The organism is Mesorhizobium sp. ORM8.1 (assembly GCF_053005525.2).
Genome location: NZ_CM132600.1, coordinates 4904798 through 4923644 on the forward strand (window position 1 = coordinate 4904798; position 18847 = coordinate 4923644).

At 63.3% G+C, this 18847-nt stretch carries 12 protein-coding genes and 4 pseudogenes; 10 read left to right on the forward strand and 6 right to left on the reverse strand.

The genetic code is table 11. The features are described from left to right. Positions 1–320: 320 nt before the first annotated feature. The 5 genes and pseudogenes from ACVDG8_RS24640 to ACVDG8_RS24660 form a co-directional block, all read right to left on the reverse strand. Positions 321–1339 (reverse strand): annotated as a pseudogene (locus ACVDG8_RS24640) (zinc-binding alcohol dehydrogenase family protein). A gap of 71 nt (positions 1340–1410) precedes the next feature. After that, a pseudogene (locus ACVDG8_RS24645) lies at positions 1411–2375 on the reverse strand (ABC transporter permease). Next, a pseudogene (locus ACVDG8_RS24650) lies at positions 2372–3923 on the reverse strand (sugar ABC transporter ATP-binding protein). Before ACVDG8_RS24650 ends, ACVDG8_RS24645 begins: the two co-directional pseudogenes overlap by 4 nt. 168 nt (positions 3924–4091) lie before the next feature. Then, a complete protein-coding gene (locus ACVDG8_RS24655) occupies positions 4092–5087 on the reverse strand; it encodes a substrate-binding domain-containing protein (RefSeq protein WP_447257045.1) in 996 nt (331 codons plus the stop codon). 328 nt (positions 5088–5415) lie between these two features. Next, positions 5416–6921 carry a UxaA family hydrolase gene (locus ACVDG8_RS24660; protein WP_447257046.1) on the reverse strand — a complete coding sequence of 502 codons (1506 nt, stop codon included), beginning with the start codon at positions 6919–6921 and terminating at the stop codon, positions 5416–5418. A 262-nt stretch (positions 6922–7183) separates the two neighbouring features. Between ACVDG8_RS24660 and ACVDG8_RS24665 the strand changes: the two genes are divergently transcribed. The 6 genes and pseudogenes from ACVDG8_RS24665 (at position 7184) to gndA (ending at position 13129) form a co-directional block, all read left to right on the forward strand. Next, entirely contained in the window at positions 7184–8086 is a 903-nt protein-coding gene (locus ACVDG8_RS24665) for a GntR family transcriptional regulator (RefSeq protein ID WP_447257047.1), read from the forward strand. A 235-nt stretch (positions 8087–8321) separates the two neighbouring features. Beyond that, positions 8322–8669: a DUF2946 family protein gene (locus ACVDG8_RS24670; RefSeq protein WP_447257048.1), complete on the forward strand. Its 348-nt coding sequence runs from the start codon at positions 8322–8324 to the stop codon at positions 8667–8669. Positions 8670–8757: 88 nt separating this feature from the next. Continuing rightward, complete coding sequence (locus ACVDG8_RS24675) at positions 8758–9297, forward strand: copper chaperone PCu(A)C (protein WP_447257049.1); 540 nt, start codon at positions 8758–8760, stop codon at positions 9295–9297. Positions 9298–9330: 33 nt separating this feature from the next. Next, a complete protein-coding gene (locus tag ACVDG8_RS24680; RefSeq protein ID WP_447257050.1) occupies positions 9331–9852 on the forward strand; it encodes a YcnI family copper-binding membrane protein in 522 nt (173 codons plus the stop codon). Between the two features lie 53 nt (positions 9853–9905). Further along, positions 9906–11545: pseudogene (locus ACVDG8_RS24685) on the forward strand (copper resistance CopC/CopD family protein). A 156-nt stretch (positions 11546–11701) separates the two neighbouring features. Further along, complete coding sequence (gene gndA, locus ACVDG8_RS24690) at positions 11702–13129, forward strand: NADP-dependent phosphogluconate dehydrogenase (RefSeq protein ID WP_447257052.1); 1428 nt, start codon at positions 11702–11704, stop codon at positions 13127–13129. On the opposite strand, the gene ACVDG8_RS24695 is transcribed toward gndA, so the two are convergent. After that, positions 13126–14169: a LacI family transcriptional regulator gene (locus ACVDG8_RS24695; RefSeq protein ID WP_447257053.1), complete on the reverse strand. Its 1044-nt coding sequence runs from the start codon at positions 14167–14169 to the stop codon at positions 13126–13128. The two genes, gndA and ACVDG8_RS24695, sit on opposite strands and share 4 nt — an antisense overlap. A 404-nt stretch (positions 14170–14573) precedes the next feature. Between ACVDG8_RS24695 and ACVDG8_RS24700 the strand changes: the two genes are divergently transcribed. From ACVDG8_RS24700 to ACVDG8_RS24715, 4 genes are all read left to right on the forward strand, one after another. Further along, positions 14574–15812 (forward strand): ABC transporter substrate-binding protein, encoded by a 1239-nt coding sequence (locus ACVDG8_RS24700; RefSeq protein ID WP_447257054.1) that lies wholly within the window; start codon positions 14574–14576, stop codon positions 15810–15812. Between the two features lie 88 nt (positions 15813–15900). Then, positions 15901–16794, forward strand: coding sequence for a carbohydrate ABC transporter permease (locus ACVDG8_RS24705; protein WP_447257055.1), 894 nt, complete (start codon positions 15901–15903; stop codon positions 16792–16794). Continuing rightward, positions 16787–17722 (forward strand): carbohydrate ABC transporter permease, encoded by a 936-nt coding sequence (locus tag ACVDG8_RS24710; RefSeq protein ID WP_447257056.1) that lies wholly within the window; start codon positions 16787–16789, stop codon positions 17720–17722. The genes ACVDG8_RS24705 and ACVDG8_RS24710 overlap by 8 nt, the downstream gene beginning before the upstream one ends. A 2-nt stretch (positions 17723–17724) precedes the next feature. Continuing rightward, complete coding sequence (locus tag ACVDG8_RS24715; protein ID WP_447257431.1) at positions 17725–18822, forward strand: ABC transporter ATP-binding protein; 1098 nt, start codon at positions 17725–17727, stop codon at positions 18820–18822. Positions 18823–18847: the final 25 nt, after the last annotated feature.

An 18847-nucleotide genomic window follows, 5' to 3' on the forward strand; every position in this document is an offset into this window, starting at 1 on the left:
CCTTAATCCCTCCCCACAAGGGGGAGGGAGACTTGGTAGGCGCCGATCTCCGCAAATCGCCTAGGTTCGACGCCAAAAAGGGTGGCGTGCGGCAGCGTTCCCTCCCCTTGTGGGGAGGGTTAGGGTGGGGGTCCTCTTCGTAAAAACTCATATGCGATTGCCCTGCCCTCCGGAGGGAGAGGAAAGGAGCCCGCCTTGCTAAGCTCGCGCCATTCCTCTCCCCCGTCGATCGGGGAGAGGTGGCTCGGCGAAGCCGAGACGGAGTGGGGATCGACCTGCGCGGCGCGCCGTCAATTCGGCCGGGTTCGCCGCCTGCCATGTTATGAACCGACCTCGATGACGGCCTTGATCAGGCCGGATTTCTCATGCGCCCATCTGGCGAGGTCGCGCGGCGTGCCGGCGAGCGTCGTGCGGTGGGTGACGAGCTTCGAAAGCGGCACGGCGCCGTTGCGGATCGAGGCGGCGACATGGTCGAAGTCGGCCTTCAGCGCGTTGCGGCTGCCGATCAGCGTCATCTCGCGCTTGTGGAATTCGGGGTCGAGAAAACGATGTCGTCCTTGACCACGCTGACCAGCACCAGCGTGCCGCCATGCGCGACATGGGCGAAGGCCGATTGCACCGACGCAGTGTTGCCTGTGGCGTCGAAGACGACATCGAATCCTTCGCCATCGGTCGCTTGCCGGACCAGATCCGCCGCCGACGCCTTCGAACCGTCGAGCGCGGCGAAGCCGAGTTCCTTCTCCGCAAAACCGAGCCGCTCGGCGCTCATGTCGAGCAGGCTGACATCGAGCCCGGCGATGCGCGCGAAGATCGCCGCGCCGAGACCGATCGGCCCGGCGCCGATGACCAGCGTGCGCGCGCCTGGTTCGGCATCGGCGCGCCGCACCGCGTGCGCGCCGATCGCCAGGAATTCCACCGCCGCTGCATCGGCCAGCGACAAGCCGTTTGCCGGATAAAGGTTCTGCGCCGGCACCAGGATCTCGTCACACATGGCGCCGTCGCGATGGACGCCCAGCACTTCGATCTTCGTGCAGCAGTTCGGCTTGCCGTGCCGGCAGGCGATGCATTTGCCGCAGGCGAGATAGGGATTGACGATCACCGGCTCGCCAATAGCGAGCTCGACGCCCTCACCGATCTCAACGATCGTTCCCGACACTTCATGGCCCATGATGCGCGGATAGGCCAGAAATGGGTGCTTGCCTTCGAAGATATGATAATCGGTGCCGCAGATGCCGACATAGCTGACGGTGACGCGCGCCCAACCGGGCGGCGACGCGCCGGGCGCGGTACGGTCTTCAAGGACAAGCTCGCCGGGCGAGCGGCAGACGACGGCTTTCATTTCGCAAATCCAAAGTAAGAAGGGCGCCGGCCCCGGATGTGCAGGGCCAGCGCGGAAGTTTCAGGGAGGGTTCATTTGCCGCGGCGGCGCAGGCCGTCGAAGTAGACGATGACGATAATCAGCACGCCGGTGATGATGCGCTGCCAGAACGCATTGACGTTCAGCAAATTGGCGCCGTTGTTGATGGTGGCGAGAATGAAGGCGCCGAGCAGCGGCCCATGCACCGAGCCGACCGCGCCGAACAAGGAGGTGCCGCCGATCACCGACGAGGCGATCGCTTGCAGTTCCCAGCCCTCGGCCTGCGTCGGATTGCCGATGCCAATGCGCGAAGCCAGCAGCACGCCGACGAACGCCGCGCAGAGACCCGACAGCGTGTAGGCCATGAAGATGGTGCGCTGGACGTTGACGCCGGACAAACGCGATGCTTCGGCGTTCGATCCAACCGAGAACAGGTATCGGCCCCAGCGGCTGTGATGCAGGAAGACATAGGCCGGTATGCCGACCAGGATGACCATCCAGAACAGGTTTGGAACACCGATGAAGGAGTTGCGCGAGAATTCCTGAAAGGCGTCGTTGTTGATCGAGATCGAATTGCCGTTGGTGATCAATAGGCCGATGCCGCGCAACGAGGTCAGTGTTGCCAGCGTGATGATGAAGGGGGCAAGCCCATCTTGACGATGCCGAAGCCATGAAACAGGCCGATGGCGATGCCGACCAGCAAGGTGAGCAAAACGGCGAGGAAGACCGGCACACCGGCATTGATTAGCAACGCGGCAATGACAGTGGCGAAGCCGACTACGGCGCCAACGGACAGATCGATGCCGCCGGTGATGATGACGAAGGTCTGGCCAACCGCAAGGATCGCGATCATCGAGCCCTGGCGCAGAAGGTTCGAGATGTTGTTGGCGGAAGCGAAGCTCGATGTGGACACCGACAAGATGATCCACAGCAGCACCAGCAAAGCCAGAAGCGTCAGCCCAAACAGGGCATTGTAGTTGCGCTTCGATTTTTCGGCAGGAATCGCCTCGGTGCTCATGTCTTTCCTCCCAGCTTTTCTTGTTTCTCGGCGAGCGCCTGCGTGAGAATTTCCTCGTGGTCGGCGGTGCGGAACCCATGTGTCGCCACCAGCTTGCCGCGACGGAACACGTGCAGTGTGTCGGCCAGTTCATAGACTTCCGGCAGGTAGGACGAGATCAGGATGATGCCGGCGCCCTTCGACAGCAACGCGCTGAACAGGCGGTAGATCTCGGCTTTGGTGCCGACGTCGACGCCGACCGTCGGCTCGTCGAAGATGAACAGCTTGGCGCCATGCGCCAGCCACTTGCCGATGACGATCTTCTGCTGGTTGCCGCCCGACAGGCTGGAGGCCAGCGCATGGCGCGTCGGCGTCTTGATGCGCAGGTCGGCAATCTGGCGATCGGCTTCGGCCTTTTCCTTGGCGCCCGAGATCAGCATGTTGCTGGAAATGCGCTTGTAGATCGGCAGGTTGAGGTTCATGCCGACCGGCAAATTGAGGCAGAGGCCCTGGTCGCGGCGGCTTTCCGGCGCCAGCGCCATGCCGAGCTTTATCGCGTCATGCTCGGAATTGACCTGGACTGGCTTGCCTTCCCAAAAATCTGGCCGGCCGACTTGCGGTGGCGGCCATAGAGTGTGGTCACGAACTCGCTGCGACCGGCGCCGATCAGGCCGTAGAGCCCGACGATCTCGCCAGCGCGGACCGTCATCGAGACGTTTTCGAAGCCCTTGCCCGAGAGGTTCCGCGCCTCGATGATCGCGGCACCCGGGGTGAAGTGCTCCTTGTGGTAGATCTGCTCGATCGAGCGGTTGATCATCAGCTTGACCAGTTCGGCGTCGTTGGTCTCGGCGATGTTGCGGGTGCCGACCAGCGTACCGTCGCGCAGCACGGAGACACGGTCGGCAAGCTCGAACACCTCCTCCATGCGGTGGCTGATATAGATGATGGTGACGCCTTCGCCCTTGAGCCTGCGGATCAGCTTGAACAGCTGGTCGGCCTCCTTGCGGGTCAGGTAGGCGGTCGGCTCGTCAAAGATCAGGAATTTGGTGCCGCGCACGGTGGCCCGCGCGGCTGCGATCAATTGCTGCTGGCCGATGGTCAGATCACCAAGGGTGACATGCGCCGGCAGGTCGAAGCCGAGATCGTCGATGATCTTCTGCGCTTCCTGACCATGGCGCGCTGCTGCAGGATGCCGAAGCGCGAATTCTCCTCGCCGAGGAACATGTTGGCGGCGACCGTCAGGTGACGGCAGAGCACCACTTCCTGATGCACGGCATTGATGCCGAGCGCCATCGCCTCATGCGGCGTCGCCAGCGCCGCCGGCTTGCCTTCCCAGATGACATCTCCGGAAGTGCGCGGCATGACGCCGGTCAAAAGCTTGATCAGGGTGGATTTGCCGGCGCCGTTCTCGCCGACGATGGCGTGGATTTCACTCGCCTTGAAGGCGAGGTTCACCGGTTTCAGCGCATGGGTGCCCGGATATTTCTTCTCGAGGCCGCGCAGTTCAAGGATCGTCCTGCCGGGCTCCAGCACGGGGGCAGGGTGCAGCTCTTGCGCCGTCGACGTCATGGCAATCCTCCCAAATGGGCCTCCCAGACTGGCCTCACGATTTGGCATGCGGCGAGGCTTTGACACATCCGCCGGAGCAGCCTAGCCCAAGCCGGCGCATTTCCAAGCGACTTATGCCTGTTGTTTCCGGGGCACGGCGCCCCGGAAACAGCGCGCCTGTGCCAATGCTCAGTTGAGCTTCGGATTGAGCAGCGCGTCGATCTTGGGATCCTTCATGTTGGCCTTGGTGACGAGGTTGGCGCCGGTGTCGACATTGGCCTCGACCTTCTCACCCTTCGAGGCCGCGAGCGCGGTCTTGATGCCGTCATAGCCCATCCGATAGGGATCCTGGACGACGAGGCCGGAAATGACGCCGTCATTGAGGAACTTGATCAGCTTCTCGTCACTGTCGAAGCCGATCAGCGCCAGCTTGCCGGCGAGATTGTTCTCGGCAACAGCCTGACCAACGCCTTGCGCCATGATCAGGTTGGAAGCGAAGATGCCCTTCAGGTCCGGATTGGCAGTGATCAGGTCGGTCGCGATGTTGAGACCTGTGGTCGCCTGGCCGTCGGCATATTTGTCGGCCACCAGTTCGAGGCCCGGATACTTGGCCTTGAGCTGTTCCTTAAAGCCTTGGGCGCGCTGCTCGAGCGAGCCGGCGCCGGGAAGCGCGGTGATCAGCGCAACCTTGCCCTCGACCTTGCCGCCATTGGCGGCGCCGATCGCGGCGGCCAAACCGTCAGCGGCGACGCGGCCGCCCTGGACGTTGTCGGTGGTCAGGAAGGAGGTGAAGGCCTTGGAGTCGGCGCCGGAATCGATGCCGATGACCTTGACCTTGGACGCCGCCTCGTCGATCGGCTTGCCGAGTGCCTTGAATTCCGTCGGCGAGATGACGACGGCGGCCGGGTTGCCGGCAACAGCGTTCTCGAGGATCGAGATCTGGCCGTTGACGTCGGTCTCGGCCTGGGCGCCGAGCTCCGGCACGTTGACGCCGAGATCCTTGCCGGCCTTGCGGGCGCCGGCCAGCACGATCTGCCAGTAGAAGGACGTGGTGTCCTTGACGATGATCGGGATCGTCACGTCGGCCGCCGAGGCGGGCGCGGAATGCATTGCGCCGGCAAGCACCGAAGCGGCGGCCAGAGCCACGAAGGCACGGCGGTTGAGAAGGCTGGATACGAATTTCATTAGGTTCCTCCCTAAGGTCGCCTGGTGAAGGTTCGGAAGCTCCATCTGGATAGGCGTGGCCCAAACAGAACTTTATCAATAAAAAACAAATGCCACATTTTGATAGTGCATCGCCGTGGTCGATGCAAGCGGCGTCTGTTGCCGTTTGTGTGAAGCCTGATCTTGGCAAGGGGCAGCCCAGCCGGTTCCTCCCTGGCAGCACTCGGCGCTTCCGTTCCTCCCTGCGGATATGGAACATCGGTTCCATTATTCTGTCAAGATGGAATATTCATTCCCTCGCGAAATCGCCTGATCGTTAAGGAGATTGTGTCCCGCGAAGTTCGTCAGATCAGAGCGTCGCGCCGAGATGCCAGGGCACGAACTCGTTGTCGCCGTAACCAAAATCCTCGCTCTTGGTCTTGCGACCGGACGCGGTCTCGATGATCAGCTCGAAAATCTCGCGACCCATGCCGGCGATGCTCTTCTCACCCGAAGCGATGACACCGCAATTGACGTCCATGTCCTCTTCCATATGGTGATACATGGTCGAATTGGTCGCGACCTTTATCGATGGCGTCGGCCGGCAGCCGAAGCAGGAGCCGCGGCCGGTTGTGAAGACGATGACATTGGCGCCGCCCGCCACCTGGCCGGTGGCTGAGACCGGGTCGTATCCAGGCGTGTCCATGAACACCAGGCCGCTGCCGGAGACCTTCTCGGCATAACCGAAGACGCCGTTGAGCGGTGTCTGGCCGCCCTTGGCCACGGCGCCCAGCGACTTCTCCAGGATCGTGGTCAGGCCGCCGCGCTTGTTGCCGGGCGAGGGGTTGTTGTCGATCGAGGCGCCGTGCTTGGCCACATGCTCCTCCCACCACTTCACATAGCCATCGAGCTTCTTGGCGATCTCGGGCGAGGCGGCGCGGTAGGCGAGCAGATGCTCGGCGCCATAGATTTCCGTGGTCTCCGACAGGATGCCGATGCCGCCGCAATCGGCCAGGATGTCGACCGCGGCACCAAGTGCGGGATTGGCGGTGATGCCGGACATGCCGTCCGAACCGCCGCATTGCAGGCCGACGACGATCTCCGAGACCGGGATCGGTTCGCGCTGCAATTGGCCGACTTCCTCGGCGATCTCGGCCAGCACGCCCATCGCCTTTTCGACCGATTTGCGCGAGCCGCCGGCTTCCTGGATGTTGAAGTGCCGCTTGCCGGCGGCGACGCCCTTCTGGCCGTAAAGGGTAAGCTGGTTGACCTCGCAGCCCAGGCCCACCATCAGCACGCCGCCGAAATTCGGGTGGCGCGCATAGCCGGCCAGTGTGCGGTGCAGCACCATCATGCCGTCTCCCGTGCCGCTCATGCCGCAGCCCTGGCCGTGCACGATCGGCACGAAGCCGTCGATGCCGGGATATTTCGGCAGCAAGGTCCGGTTGGCGGTGTCGGCTATGGAATGGCAGACGGTGGCCGAGCAGTTGACGCTGGCGACGATGCCGATGAAGTTGCGCGTGCCGGCGCGGCCGTCGGCGCGGCGGTAACCCATGAAGGTGCGTTTGCGGTCGGCCGCGGTAGCATGCTCAGCCTCGCTCGGCGGCACCACCGGCAGACGGCCGGCCTCGAAAACCAGATTGTGCGAATGGACATGCTCGCCAGGCGCGATGTCTTGCGTGGCGCGGCCGATCGCCTGCGCGTATTTCACCACGGCCTCGCCAGCAGCGATCGGTTTGATCGCCACCTTATGGCCCGGCTCGATCACCGCGACCGCCGCGGCGCCGCCCGGCAAGGCCGTGCCGATCTCGATGCGGCCGTTGGCGACGGCGACGTTGTCGGATGGTGCGAGAAGAATGATGTTTGCAATGGTCACGGGCGTCTGTCCTGGGTGATCCTGGGAGTGCGGGCGGATTGACTTACGCCCATTTGGGGATAATGTCTTTTATCGTGAAAAAACATTTTTGCGTCAATTGTTTTTTCGTCATGGGGCAGCGTGCGTCGTCTTCGGACGTGCGGGTGCCCATTCGGTAAGCCGGCGAAAACCGTTCCTGTTCTCAGACGCTTGGGTTAGGAACGCAACACCATCGCGCCTCAAGCCGGCCACCGCAAGCGCCGGCGAGGCAACGGGGCAGGGAATGTCGAAGAGCAACAACGTCTATAAGGACGCCTTCAATCGCTGCCTGAGGCTGCTCGACGAATCCAAAAGCCTGCCGTCGGAGCCCGAGCTCGGCGCGCTGCTTGGCATCAGCCGCACCACGGTGCGCAGCATCCTGGCCCGCATGGAAGAGACCGGGCTGATCGACTGGAACAAGCGCAACAAGACGGTGCTGCGGGCGCCGCGTCCAGGGGATTTCTTCCCCGAGGAGGAAACCGATTCGCTGGCCGAGATCATCGAGCGCTCCTTCATGCGCCGGCTGCTGGCCGGCGGTGCGGAGGCCGGCATGCAGATCAACGAGCTGGAGCTGGCGCGCGAGATCGGCGTCGGCACCACCAGCGTGCGCGAATTCCTGATCCGCTTCTCGCGCTTCGGACTGATCGAGAAGCGGCGCAACAGCCATTGGGTGCTGAAAGGTTTCACCCGCGCCTTCGCGCTCGAACTGACCGAGATCCGCGAGATATTTGAATTGCGCTCGGCGGCGGCGTTTGTCGCGCTGCCGCAGGAGAGCGCGGTCTGGGCCGACCTCGACAGGCTGGAACAGGAGCACCGCCAGCTCGCCGACGAAATCGCCACGCGTTTCAACGAATTCTCCGAACTCGACGAGCGTTTCCACCGGCTGATCCACCGCGCCTCGCACAACCGCTTCATCGTCGACTTCTATGACGTGATCGCGATGATCTTCCACTACCACTATCAGTGGAACAAGGCGCAGGAGCGCCAGCGCAACGAAGTCGCCATCCAGGAACATCTGGCCTATATCGCGGCGCTCAAATCGCGCGACGCGAGCAAGGTCGACGTGGCCTGCCGCAAGCATCTGAAATCGGCGCGGCAGACGCTTTTGAGCTCCATTCCCGAAGGACGCCAGGCGCAGCCTGCCTGATGCATGTCGCCCGGAAGTGTGTGCGGTTCTGGATAACGACATGCATCAAAACAAAGTATGTCGCCCAGAAGTGTGCGCGGTTCTGGGATAACGACATGCATCAAAACAAAGACGCGGGTCGCGCCGCGTTGCCGCAGCGCGGTTTTGCCGATTTTCCGGCCGCATCGCTCGTGCTAGGGTTGGCAAAGTTACCGGGAGAGGCTGTCGGTTGGACACACGGCTGAGACGATGGAGCATGCCGGCCGCGCTTGTCGCGGCGCTGCTTTTGTTGCTTCAGTCGTCGCTCAGTGCTTTCGCCTTCAGCGAGCCTTCGCAGCTCGATGCCTTCGGCAATGTCATCTGCACGCATGAAGGCGCGGTCAAGCTTCCCGGTGGCGACCCGCACCAGCAGCACATGCCGGCCTGCTGCTCGCTTGGCTGCAGCATGGTTTCGGCGGCGCACCTGCCGCCGCCGCAGGCAAGCACGCTCGCCCGAACGACGGCTTTCGAAACGGTAGCATTCGCCGTCCCGGCCTTCCAGCATCTCGACTTCGCCCGTGATCGCTCGCCGGCAAATCCGCGCGCGCCGCCGGCAACGGCCTGACCCGCGGAACCTTTCGCGGCCTTATCCATCCTACGATCAGACTGCTCGCGACCGTATTGCGGCGCGATCCCACATCCATGGAGCAACCATGTCCAATTTTCTTCCCAGGGCGCTAGTCCTAGCGTTGCCGCCACTTCCCCTGCAGCAGCGTCTCGGGTTTGCCGTGCTCGTCCTGCTTCTGCTTCTGGCCTGCGTTTCCGGCGTTTTCGCGCATGAATTCAAAGTCGGGGACCTCGAGATCGAGCATCCCTGGTCGCGCGCAACGCCTCCCGGGGCCAAGGTCGCGGGCGGCTATTTCACCGTGGTCAACAAGGGCAGCGCGCCCGACCGGCTGCTGTCGATCTCATCCGACATCTCCGACAAGGCCGAACTGCATGAGATGGGCGTCAAGGACGGCGTCATGACAATGCGGCCGGTCAGCGGCGGGCTGGAAATCCCGGCCGGCGGCAAGGTCGCACTGAAGCCGGGCGCCTATCACCTGATGTTCACCGGCCTGAAGCGCCAGCCCAAGCAAGGCGAGAAATTCCCCGCAACGCTGACCTTCGAGAAGGCCGGCAGCGTGAATGTCGAGTTCGCCGTCGAGGGCATGGGCGAGACCGGCGACATGGACATGGATCACGCCGAGTAATCGCTCGTCGCATAGAAATCAGAGGGACAATTCATGAAGACATATCTCATTGCGGCGGGCGCGCTGCTCGCGCTCGGAACGAACGCCGCGCTCGCTCACATCACCCTGGAAACGCAGGAAGCGCCGGTCGGCTCGACTTACAAGGCAATCTTTCGCGTGCCGCATGGTTGCGAGGGCAAGGCGACGACAGCGGTCAGGGTGCAGATCCCGGAAGGCGTGATTTCGGTCAAGCCGATGCCGAAGCCCGGCTGGACGCTGCAGACCAAGAAAGGCAAGTACGAGAAGTCCTACCAGCTCTATGGCGAGACGCTCGCCACCGGGGTCAAGGAAGTGGACTGGAGCGGCGGCAACCTGCCAGACGAATTCTATGACGAGTTCGTCTTCCGCGCCTCGCTGGCGGCCGATCTGCCGGCGGGCCAGATGCTCTACTTCCCCGTGGTGCAGGAATGCGGCGACGCCGCCGCCACGCGCTGGATCGAAATCCCGGCGGCAGGCCAAGATGAGGACGCGCTGGAAAATCCGGCGCCCGGCATCAAATTGCTGCCGAAGAAATGATTTTCCCGGTGGTGCGCTCCACGGGCGCACCACCGCCATCTCGTCATAACGGTATGAACGCAACATCCTTGCCATCGACCGCTTCCATAAGCGGCCCCCGCATCGGCCGCCTCGTCGGTGGCCTGTTGGCTGCTTTGGTGCTGGTCGCCATGCTGGCCATGCCGGGCCGCGCCTTCGCGCATGCGGCGCTGATAGCCACCGATCCGGCCGACGGCGCGGTGTTGGCGCAAAGCCCGAAACAATTCTCGCTCACCTTCAGCGAGCCGGTCTCGCCCTGCTGTTGACCCTTGTGCGACCCGACGGCTCGCAGCTCGCCCTGACCTCCTTCCGCCTCAACGACCAGATCGTCGAGATCGACAATCCCGAGACGCTCAAAGCCGGCACGCATGTGCTGAGCTGGCGCGTGGTCTCCGTCGACGGCCATCCGGTCGGCGGCTCGGCGCTGTTTTCCATCGGCGCGCCAAGTGCGGCGCCTGTTGTCGGCCAGGCCGTCGACTGGTCGCTGCGGTCAGCGATCTGGATCGGCAAGCTGCTGCTTTATGCCGGTCTCTTTCTCGGCGCCGGCGGCGCCTTCGCGCTTGCCTGGCTCGGCGGCGACCAGCGCTGCGGCCGGCGGGCTGTCACTACCGCGACCCTGCTCGGCCTGGTCGCGGCGCCGATCTCGCTTGGCCTGCAGGGATTGGACGCTCTCGGCGCGCCGCTAGCCCGGTTCATCGAGCCGGCGGCGTGGAAGACGGCACTGGAGACGAGCTTCGGCTGGACGGTGATGATCGCCCTTATCGCGCTTGGGCTGGCGCTGCTTTCGCTGCAGGCGCCGCGCGTCCTTGCAAGACTATTCGCGTTGGCCGGACTCGCCGGCGTGGGCGCCGCCCTTGCCGCAAGCGGCCATGCGAGTGCGGCCGAGCCGCAATGGCTGACGCGGCCGCTGGTGTTCCTGCACGGCACGGCCATCGCCTTCTGGGCCGGCGCGCTGGTGCCGCTCGGCCTGGCGTTGCGACGCGAACCGGCGGAAGCGAAAACTTTTCTGCGGCGTTTCTCCCGCGCGATCCTGCCGGTCGTGGCTGTCCTTGCCGCAAGCGGCATCGTGCTGGCCATCATCCAGGTACAGCAGCCGGCGGCGCTGATCGACACGTCCTATGGCCGCCTGCTGCTCGTGAAGCTGGCGCTGCTTCCGTTCCTGTTCACGCTCGCCGCCGTCAACCGCTGGACGCTGACCGCGCCCGCCGAGGCGGGCGATACCGAGGTGCAGCGGCGGTTGGCGCGCTCCATCCGCATCGAGGTGGTGATCGTGCTTGCCGTCTTCGGCGTCGCCGCCGGCTGGCGCTTCACGCCGCCGCCACGCGCGTTGGCGATCGCCGCGGCACAGCCCGTGTCGATCCATATCCACACGCTGAAGGCGATGGCCGATCTCAGCATCACGCCTGGACATGCCGGACAGGTCGCCGCCTCGATGATGATCATGACCGGCGATTTCGGACCGCTCGACGCCAAGCAGGTGACGCTGGTTCTGTCGAAACCGGATTCCGGCATCGAGCCGATCAAGCGGCCAGCGACGAAACCAGGTGACGGCACCTGGCGCGTCGACAACCTCGTCATTCCGCTGCCCGGCCGCTGGAACGCCCGGCTGGATATCCTCGTTTCCGACTTCGAGATCGTGAAGATCGAGGCGCCGATTGAAATTCGCGCCGAGTGATATTCAGGTGGGGCCGGCCCGACCACAATCGCGCCCATCGCGATCCGACACAATTCAGCGAGACGGTTGACGCCGCCGCCGAGGCCCGTCATTCATCTGCGAAAGGCGTCTGCAAGGCGCTGCTTCAAAACACGATCCGAAAGCAGGGAAGAAACGATGGAAAAAGCCGAAATCGGCCTGATCGGGCTTGGCACGATGGGTTCCAACCTGGCGCTCAACATTGCCGAGCATGGCCACCGCATCGCCGTCTTCAACCGTACAAAAGCACGAACCGATGCGTTTCTCGAAAGCGCCGGCGCCCTGAAGGACATGGTCGTGCCGTGCTACAGCCTGGAGGAACTTGCCGAGGCGATCCGGCCGCCCAGGCCGATCATCATCATGGTGCTGGCGGGTGCGCCGGTGGACGAGCAGATAGCAGCACTGCGCGGCGTGCTCTCCAACAACGACATCGTCATCGATGCCGGCAACGCCAATTTCCGCGACACCATGCGCCGCTTCTCGGAGCTCTCCGGCTCGGGCCTGACCTTCATCGGCATGGGTGTCTCTGGCGGCGAGGAGGGCGCTCGCCATGGACCGTCGATCATGGTCGGCGGCACCGAAGACTCCTGGAAGCGCGTCGAGAATGTGCTGACCGCGATCTCCGCCAAGTTCAAGGACGAGCCTTGCGCGGCCTGGTTGGGCACCGACGGCTCCGGGCATTTCGTCAAGACCATCCACAATGGCATCGAATATGCCGACATGCAGATGATTGCCGAGATCTACGGCATCCTGCGCGACGGCCTCGGCATGGCGCCGAAGGAGATCGGCAAGGTCTTCGAGACCTGGAACAAGGGTCGGCTCGATTCGTATCTGATCGAGATCACCGCCAAGGTTCTCGCAGCCGACGATCCGAAGACCGGCAAGCCGGTTGTCGATATCATCCTCGACCGCGCCGGGCAGAAGGGCACCGGCAAATGGTCGGTCATCGAGGCGCAGCAGCTCGGCATTCCGGCCACCGCCATCGAGGCGGCGGTGGCGGCACGTGTGCTGTCGTCGATCAAAGATGAGCGCCAGGCGGCGGAAAAGGCCTATGGCAATATCGGCGTGACCAAGATTTCCGGTGACAAGGCGGCACTTCTGAAGGACCTGGAGCTGGCGCTGCTCGCCGGCAAGATTGCGGCCTATGCCCAGGGTTTTGCTGTGATGAGCGGCGCCTCGAAGGAGTTCAACTGGAACCTGCCGATGCCGACCATCGCCAAGATCTGGCGCGCCGGCTGCATCATCCGCTCGCAGATGCTGGATACGATGGCGGAAGCTTTCGGCGCCGGCAGTGCGTCGACCAACCTTCTGATGGCGCCGGCCTTCATCACCATGATGAAGGAAGCGCATCCGTCACTCAGGCGCATCGTGGCACGGGCGTCAGAGGCCGGCTCGCCGGTGCCGGCACTGGCTTCGGCGCTCGCTTATTTCGACAGCTACCGCCAGGGCCGCGGCACGTCGAACCTGATCCAGGCGCAGCGCGATTTCTTCGGCGCGCATGGCTTCGAGCGTATCGGCGAGCAGGGTGCGTTTCACGGACCTTGGGGCAGCGGCGCCGGCCATTAACCCCGATACGGTAGAACCTCGCCCGGTTTGCTCAACGACTGCAGCGAGCCGGGCTCCGCGCCGCCGATCCAGCCCAGCACCGCGCGGGCAAGCTCGGCGCCGGCCAGGCTGAAGCTCTCATTGACGACGAGCAGTTCGCGCCGGAACAGATGCAGCAGTTCCGAAGACTGTTTCGACACCACATCGACATCGCGGCCGAGCTTCAGCCCGGCATCCTCGATGCCGGCCACGATGGCGAGCGTCGAGGCGGCGGCGCTGCTGACAAAGCCGTCCGGCCGGTCGCTGCGCCGCATCAACTGGGCGGTGCGCATCCTGATCTGTTCGATCGAATGGTCGATTGTGACGGTGTTGAACGCCACCTCGCTGGCGCCAACCTCGCTCAGCGCATCGGTGAAACCATTGACGGTGTGGCCGTGATAGGTCAGCCCGATGGGCGGCGCCAGCAACGCAAGCCGCCGTCGGCCGGCGCTGGCCAGATAGCGCACCGCCTCGGCGGCGAAGGCATAATTGTCGAAGTCATGGTACGGGTGCACCAGTCCCATATCTGTGCGGCCGTGCGTGGCGAAGGGAACGCCGCGCTCGAGCAGGTAACGGGCGCGCGGATCGTTGGGCTGCGTGCGTGAGATGATGATGCCGTCGGCCGAGCCTGTCTCGACCAGATAGCGCACCGGGTCCAGCGGATCCTGCGAGCGCGAATAGGGCGTGACGATCAAATGATAGGGCGTGTCGGCAATCATCGCGGTGACGCCGTAGATGATGTCCGACACGAAGCTCATCAGCTCGTGTTCTGTGTTCAACACAAGCGAGATGACGTTGGTCTTGCCGGTCCTCAGGCGCACGCCGGCGCGGTTCGGCCGATAGCCGATCTGCTTAGCGACGAGCTGGACGCGCCGCCTGGTCTCGGCGCCGATCTCGGGTGCATCCTTCAGCGCGCGCGATACGGTGGTGACGCCCAGCCCGGTCATGAAGGCAAGCGTCTTCAGCGTCGGCCGCTCTTGCGCCGACGCCTCGTCGTTCTCGTTCGTACGCCGTCTATCCATTCGTCCCGCCCGTCAGGCGCATAGCAGTCGCAGGCTGGGTCGGCAATCGCCGCCTTTGCGATCCGATATGCGTTCCAGCTGCGGCAAAGCCTCAATATACTGAAACGTTACAGATTGCCAATCTCGTCGCGCTGGCCGGCAGATCTGGAGCGGACACGCGGTCGCGAACTCCCCTGAGAATCCAAGGCGAAGCGTCGTTTCGGAGCCTTTTCACCGATGCTCAGGGGCGGTTCGCAGCTTTTACGCCGCCATTGCTAATGTTGCGATGCACAACGAAGCGGTCGAGCGTGTATTTTATTCGTAGCTCGAAAAAATATCCAACGGTCTCCACACCCGGGGTTGCGTCATTCGCGCAATTGCCGTATCGAAAATCTGTAACGTTTCAGATTCTGGGAGGAACCGAAATGCGATACAGATTTTTGACGGCCGCGCTGGCGGCAACGGCCGCGCTGCAGTTTGCCGGCCCGGCCAGGGCCACGGACCTGGAAGTCACTCACTGGTGGACCTCCGGCGGCGAAGCGGCTGCGGTCGCTGAACTCGCCAAGGCTTTCGACGCCACCGGCAATCACTGGGTCGACGGCGCCATTGCCGGCTCCGGCGGCACGGCGCGGCCGATCATGATCAGCCGCATCACCGGCGGCGATCCGATGGGCGCCACCCAGTTCAATCACGGCCGGCAGGCCGAAGAGCTGGTGCAGGCCGGTCTGATGCGCGACCTCACCGATGTCGCCACCAAGGGCAAATGGACGGAGGTGGTGCGGCCGAAGAGCCTGCTCGACAGCTGCACCATCGACGGCAAGATCTATTGCGTGCCGGTCAACATCCATTCCTGGCAATGGCTGTGGCTGTCGAACGCGGCCTTCGAGAAGGCCGGCGTGCCGGTGCCGAAGAACTGGAATGAATATGTCGCCGCCGCGCCGGCGCTGGAGAAGGCAGGCATCGTCCCGCTCGCGGTTGGCGGCCAGGCCTGGCAGTCGTCGGGCGCCTTCGACGTGCTGCTTGCCGCAGTCGGCGGCACCGACACCTTCCTCAAGGTCTACAAGGACAAGGACGCCAAGTTCGCCGCCGGCCCCGAAGTCGCCAAGGTGTTCAAGGCGGCCGACGACGCGCGCAAGATGGCCAAGAACACCAATGTGCAGGACTGGAACCAGGCCACCAACATGGTCATCACCGGCAAGGCCGGCGGCCAGATCATGGGCGACTGGGCGCAAGGTGAGTTCCAAGTGGCCGGCAAGACCGCCGGCAAGGACTATACCTGCCTGCCCGGCCTCGGCCTGAACGAGGTCATCGCCACCGGTGGCGATGCCTTCTACTTCCCGCTGCTCAAGGATGCCGACAAGTCCAAGGCGCAGGAAGTGCTGGCCGAGACCTTGCTCGATCCCAAGACCCAGGTTGCCTTCAATCTCAAGAAGGGTTCCTTGCCGGTGCGTGGCGACGTCGACCTCAACGCGGCCAACGACTGCATGAAGAAGGGCCTCGCCATCCTGGCCAAGGGCGCCGTCATCCCATGGACGGACCAGCTGCTTTCGCAGGACAGCCAGAAGCAGAAGGAGGACCTGTTCTCTGAGTTCTTCGCCAAGCCCGAGATGACGCTCGAGGAGGCGCAGAAGCGCTTCGCCGCCATCATCGCGACGGCGGACTGATATCGCAGGCAAGTTTCCTTTCCCCCCGGCCTGGCGCGCGTCAGGCCGGGGACCTGCCGCCCTTACCCGATCCAGCATGGCTGTACCGATGAGCAAGAGCGAACGCCCCGTCCGACTGTTTCGCAACCTCAATGCGAAGATCGCCTCGATCCCTATGATCCTCACCGCGCTGGTGGTGTTCGTCGGCGGCACGGCATGGACGGTGCTCTATTCCTTCACCAATTCGAAGCTGTTGCCGCGGCTCAATTTTGTCGGCCTCGACCAGTATTATCGCTTGTGGGCAACGCCGCGCTGGTTGATCTCGATCGAGAACCTCCTGATCTACGGCGTGATCTCGCTGGTGTTCTCGCTGGTGATCGGCTTCGTCCTGGCCGCGTTGCTCGATCAGAAAATCCGTTTCGAGGACACGTTCCGCACCATCTTCCTCTATCCGTTCGCATTGTCCTTCATCGTCACCGGCTTGGTCTGGCAATGGCTGCTCAATCCCGATTTCGGCATCCAGGGCGTGATCCGAAGCCTTGGCTGGACAAGCTTCAATTTCGATCCGCTCTACAATTCCAGCATCGTCATCTACGGCATATCGATCGCCGCGCTGTGGCAAGGCACCGGGCTGATCATGTGCCTGATGCTGGCCGGCCTGCGCGGCATCGACGAGGACATCTGGAAGGCGGCACGGGTCGACGGAATCCCGATGTGGAAGACCTATCTGTTCATCATCATCCCGATGATGCGGCCGGTCTTCATCACCACGCTCGTCATCATCGCGTCGGGCATCGTCAAGGTCTACGACCTCGTCGTCGCCCAGACCAGCGGCGGGCCTGGCATCGCCTCGGAAGTGCCGGCAAAGTATGTCTACGACTACATGTTCTTCGCCCAGAATCTCGGCCAGGGTTTTGCCGCCTCGACCATGATGCTGCTCTCGGTGATGATCGTCATCGTGCCGTGGGCCTATCTCGAATTCGGAGGCAGGAAGCGTGTCTGACCCTGCCATTTCCCTGTCCGCGCCGTCCGGCGCCATTCGCGCCGATGCCTCGGGACCGAGCGGACCGAAGCCGCGTCACATGTTCTCGCGCCGCAACATCTTCCTCTATGGCACGCTGATCGTGGTGGCGCTCTACTATCTCTTGCCGCTCTATGTGATGATCGTCACCTCGCTCAAGGGCATGCCGGAAATCCGCCTCGGCAACATCTTCTCGCCGCCGCTGGAGATCACCTTCGAGCCGTGGGTCAAGGCGTGGTCGACGGCTTGCACCGGCCTCAATTGCGACGGGCTTTCGCGCGGCTTCTGGAACTCTGTGCGCATCACCGTGCCCTCGGTGATCCTGTCGATCGCGATAGCCTCCGTGAACGGCTATGCGCTGGCCAACTGGCGCTTCAAGGGCGCCGACACGTTCTTCATCATCCTGATTGTCGGTGCTTTCATTCCCTATCAGGTGATGATCTATCCGATCGTCATCATCCTGCGCGAGATCGGGCTCTATGGCAGCCTCAGTGGCCTGATCATCGTCCATTCCATCTTCGGCATGCCGATCCTGACGCTTCTGTTCCGCAACTATTTCACCTCGATGCCGGAGGAGCTGTTCCGGGCGGCGCGCGTCGATGGCGCCGGCTTCTGGGGCATCTACCTGCGCATCATGGCGCCGATGTCGCTGCCGATCTTCGTCGTCGCCGTCATCCTGCAGGTGACCGGCATCTGGAACGACTTCCTGTTCGGCGTCGTCTACACCCGCCCCGACACCTACCCGATGACGGTGCAGCTCAACAACATCGTCAATTCGGTGCAGGGCGTTAAGGAATACAACGTCAATATGGCGGCAACCATCCTGACCGGACTGGTCCCGCTCGTCATCTACTTCATTTCCGGCAGGCTTTTCGTGCGTGGCATTGCCGCCGGCGCGGTGAAAGGGTGATGATGGCAGAAATCGAAAATCCCAGCGTATCGATCCAGGATTTGTCGCTGAATTATGGCGCGGTGTCGGTCCTGCAGACGCTCAACCTCGATATTGCCGATGGCGAGTTCATCGTGTTGCTGGGCCCATCGGGCTGCGGCAAGTCGACCTTGCTCAACTGCATTGCCGGGCTGCTCGACATTTCGAAGGGCCGCATCTTCATCAAGGGCAAGAACGTCACCTGGGAAGAGCCCAAGGACCGTGGCATCGGCATGGTGTTCCAGTCCTATGCGCTCTATCCGCAAATGACGGTGGAGAAGAACCTGTCCTTCGGCCTGCGTGTCGCCGGGTTGCCCAGGGACGAGATCGCCAAACGCATCGCGCGCGCTTCGGAGATCCTGCAGATCGAGCCGCTGTTGCAGCGCAAGCCCTCCGCACTTTCCGGCGGCCAGCGCCAGCGGGTGGCGATCGGGCGGGCGCTGGTGCGCGATGTCGACGTCTTCCTGTTTGACGAACCACTGTCCAATCTCGACGCCAAGCTGCGCTCGGAACTGCGCGTGGAGATCAAGCTTTTGCATCGCAGATTGCAGAACACCATGATCTACGTCACCCACGACCAGATCGAGGCGATGACCTTGGCCGACCGGATCGCGGTGATGAAGGGCGGCGTGATCCAGCAGCTCGACGCGCCGCAGACCATCTATAACCGCCCGGTCAATCGCTTCGTCGCCGGCTTCCTCGGTTCGCCGGCCATGAACTTCGTCGAGGGGCGGCTGGAGAAGGACGGTGATGGCTGGTCCTTTGTGGCGGACACTCTCAAGATCCCACTCGGCACCTATCGTTTCGACGGGCAACCGGAAGCCGGCCCAGCCGTGTTCGGCATCAGGCCAGAGCATGTCAGCCTGAACAGCGGCACGGGCTGGCCGTTCTCGACAGCGGCCACTGTCGAGGTGGTCGAACCGATGGGTTCCGACACGCTGGTGTGGCTGCAGCTCGCGCAGCAGAAATTCAGCGTCCGGGTCACCTCGGAACGCACGCCTAAAAACGACGAGGCGGTGACGGTGGGCTTCGACCCGATGCGCGCCTCGCTCTTCGACGCTCAAACCGGCAACCGCATCTAACGCCCGAATTACCATCCCCAAGAAG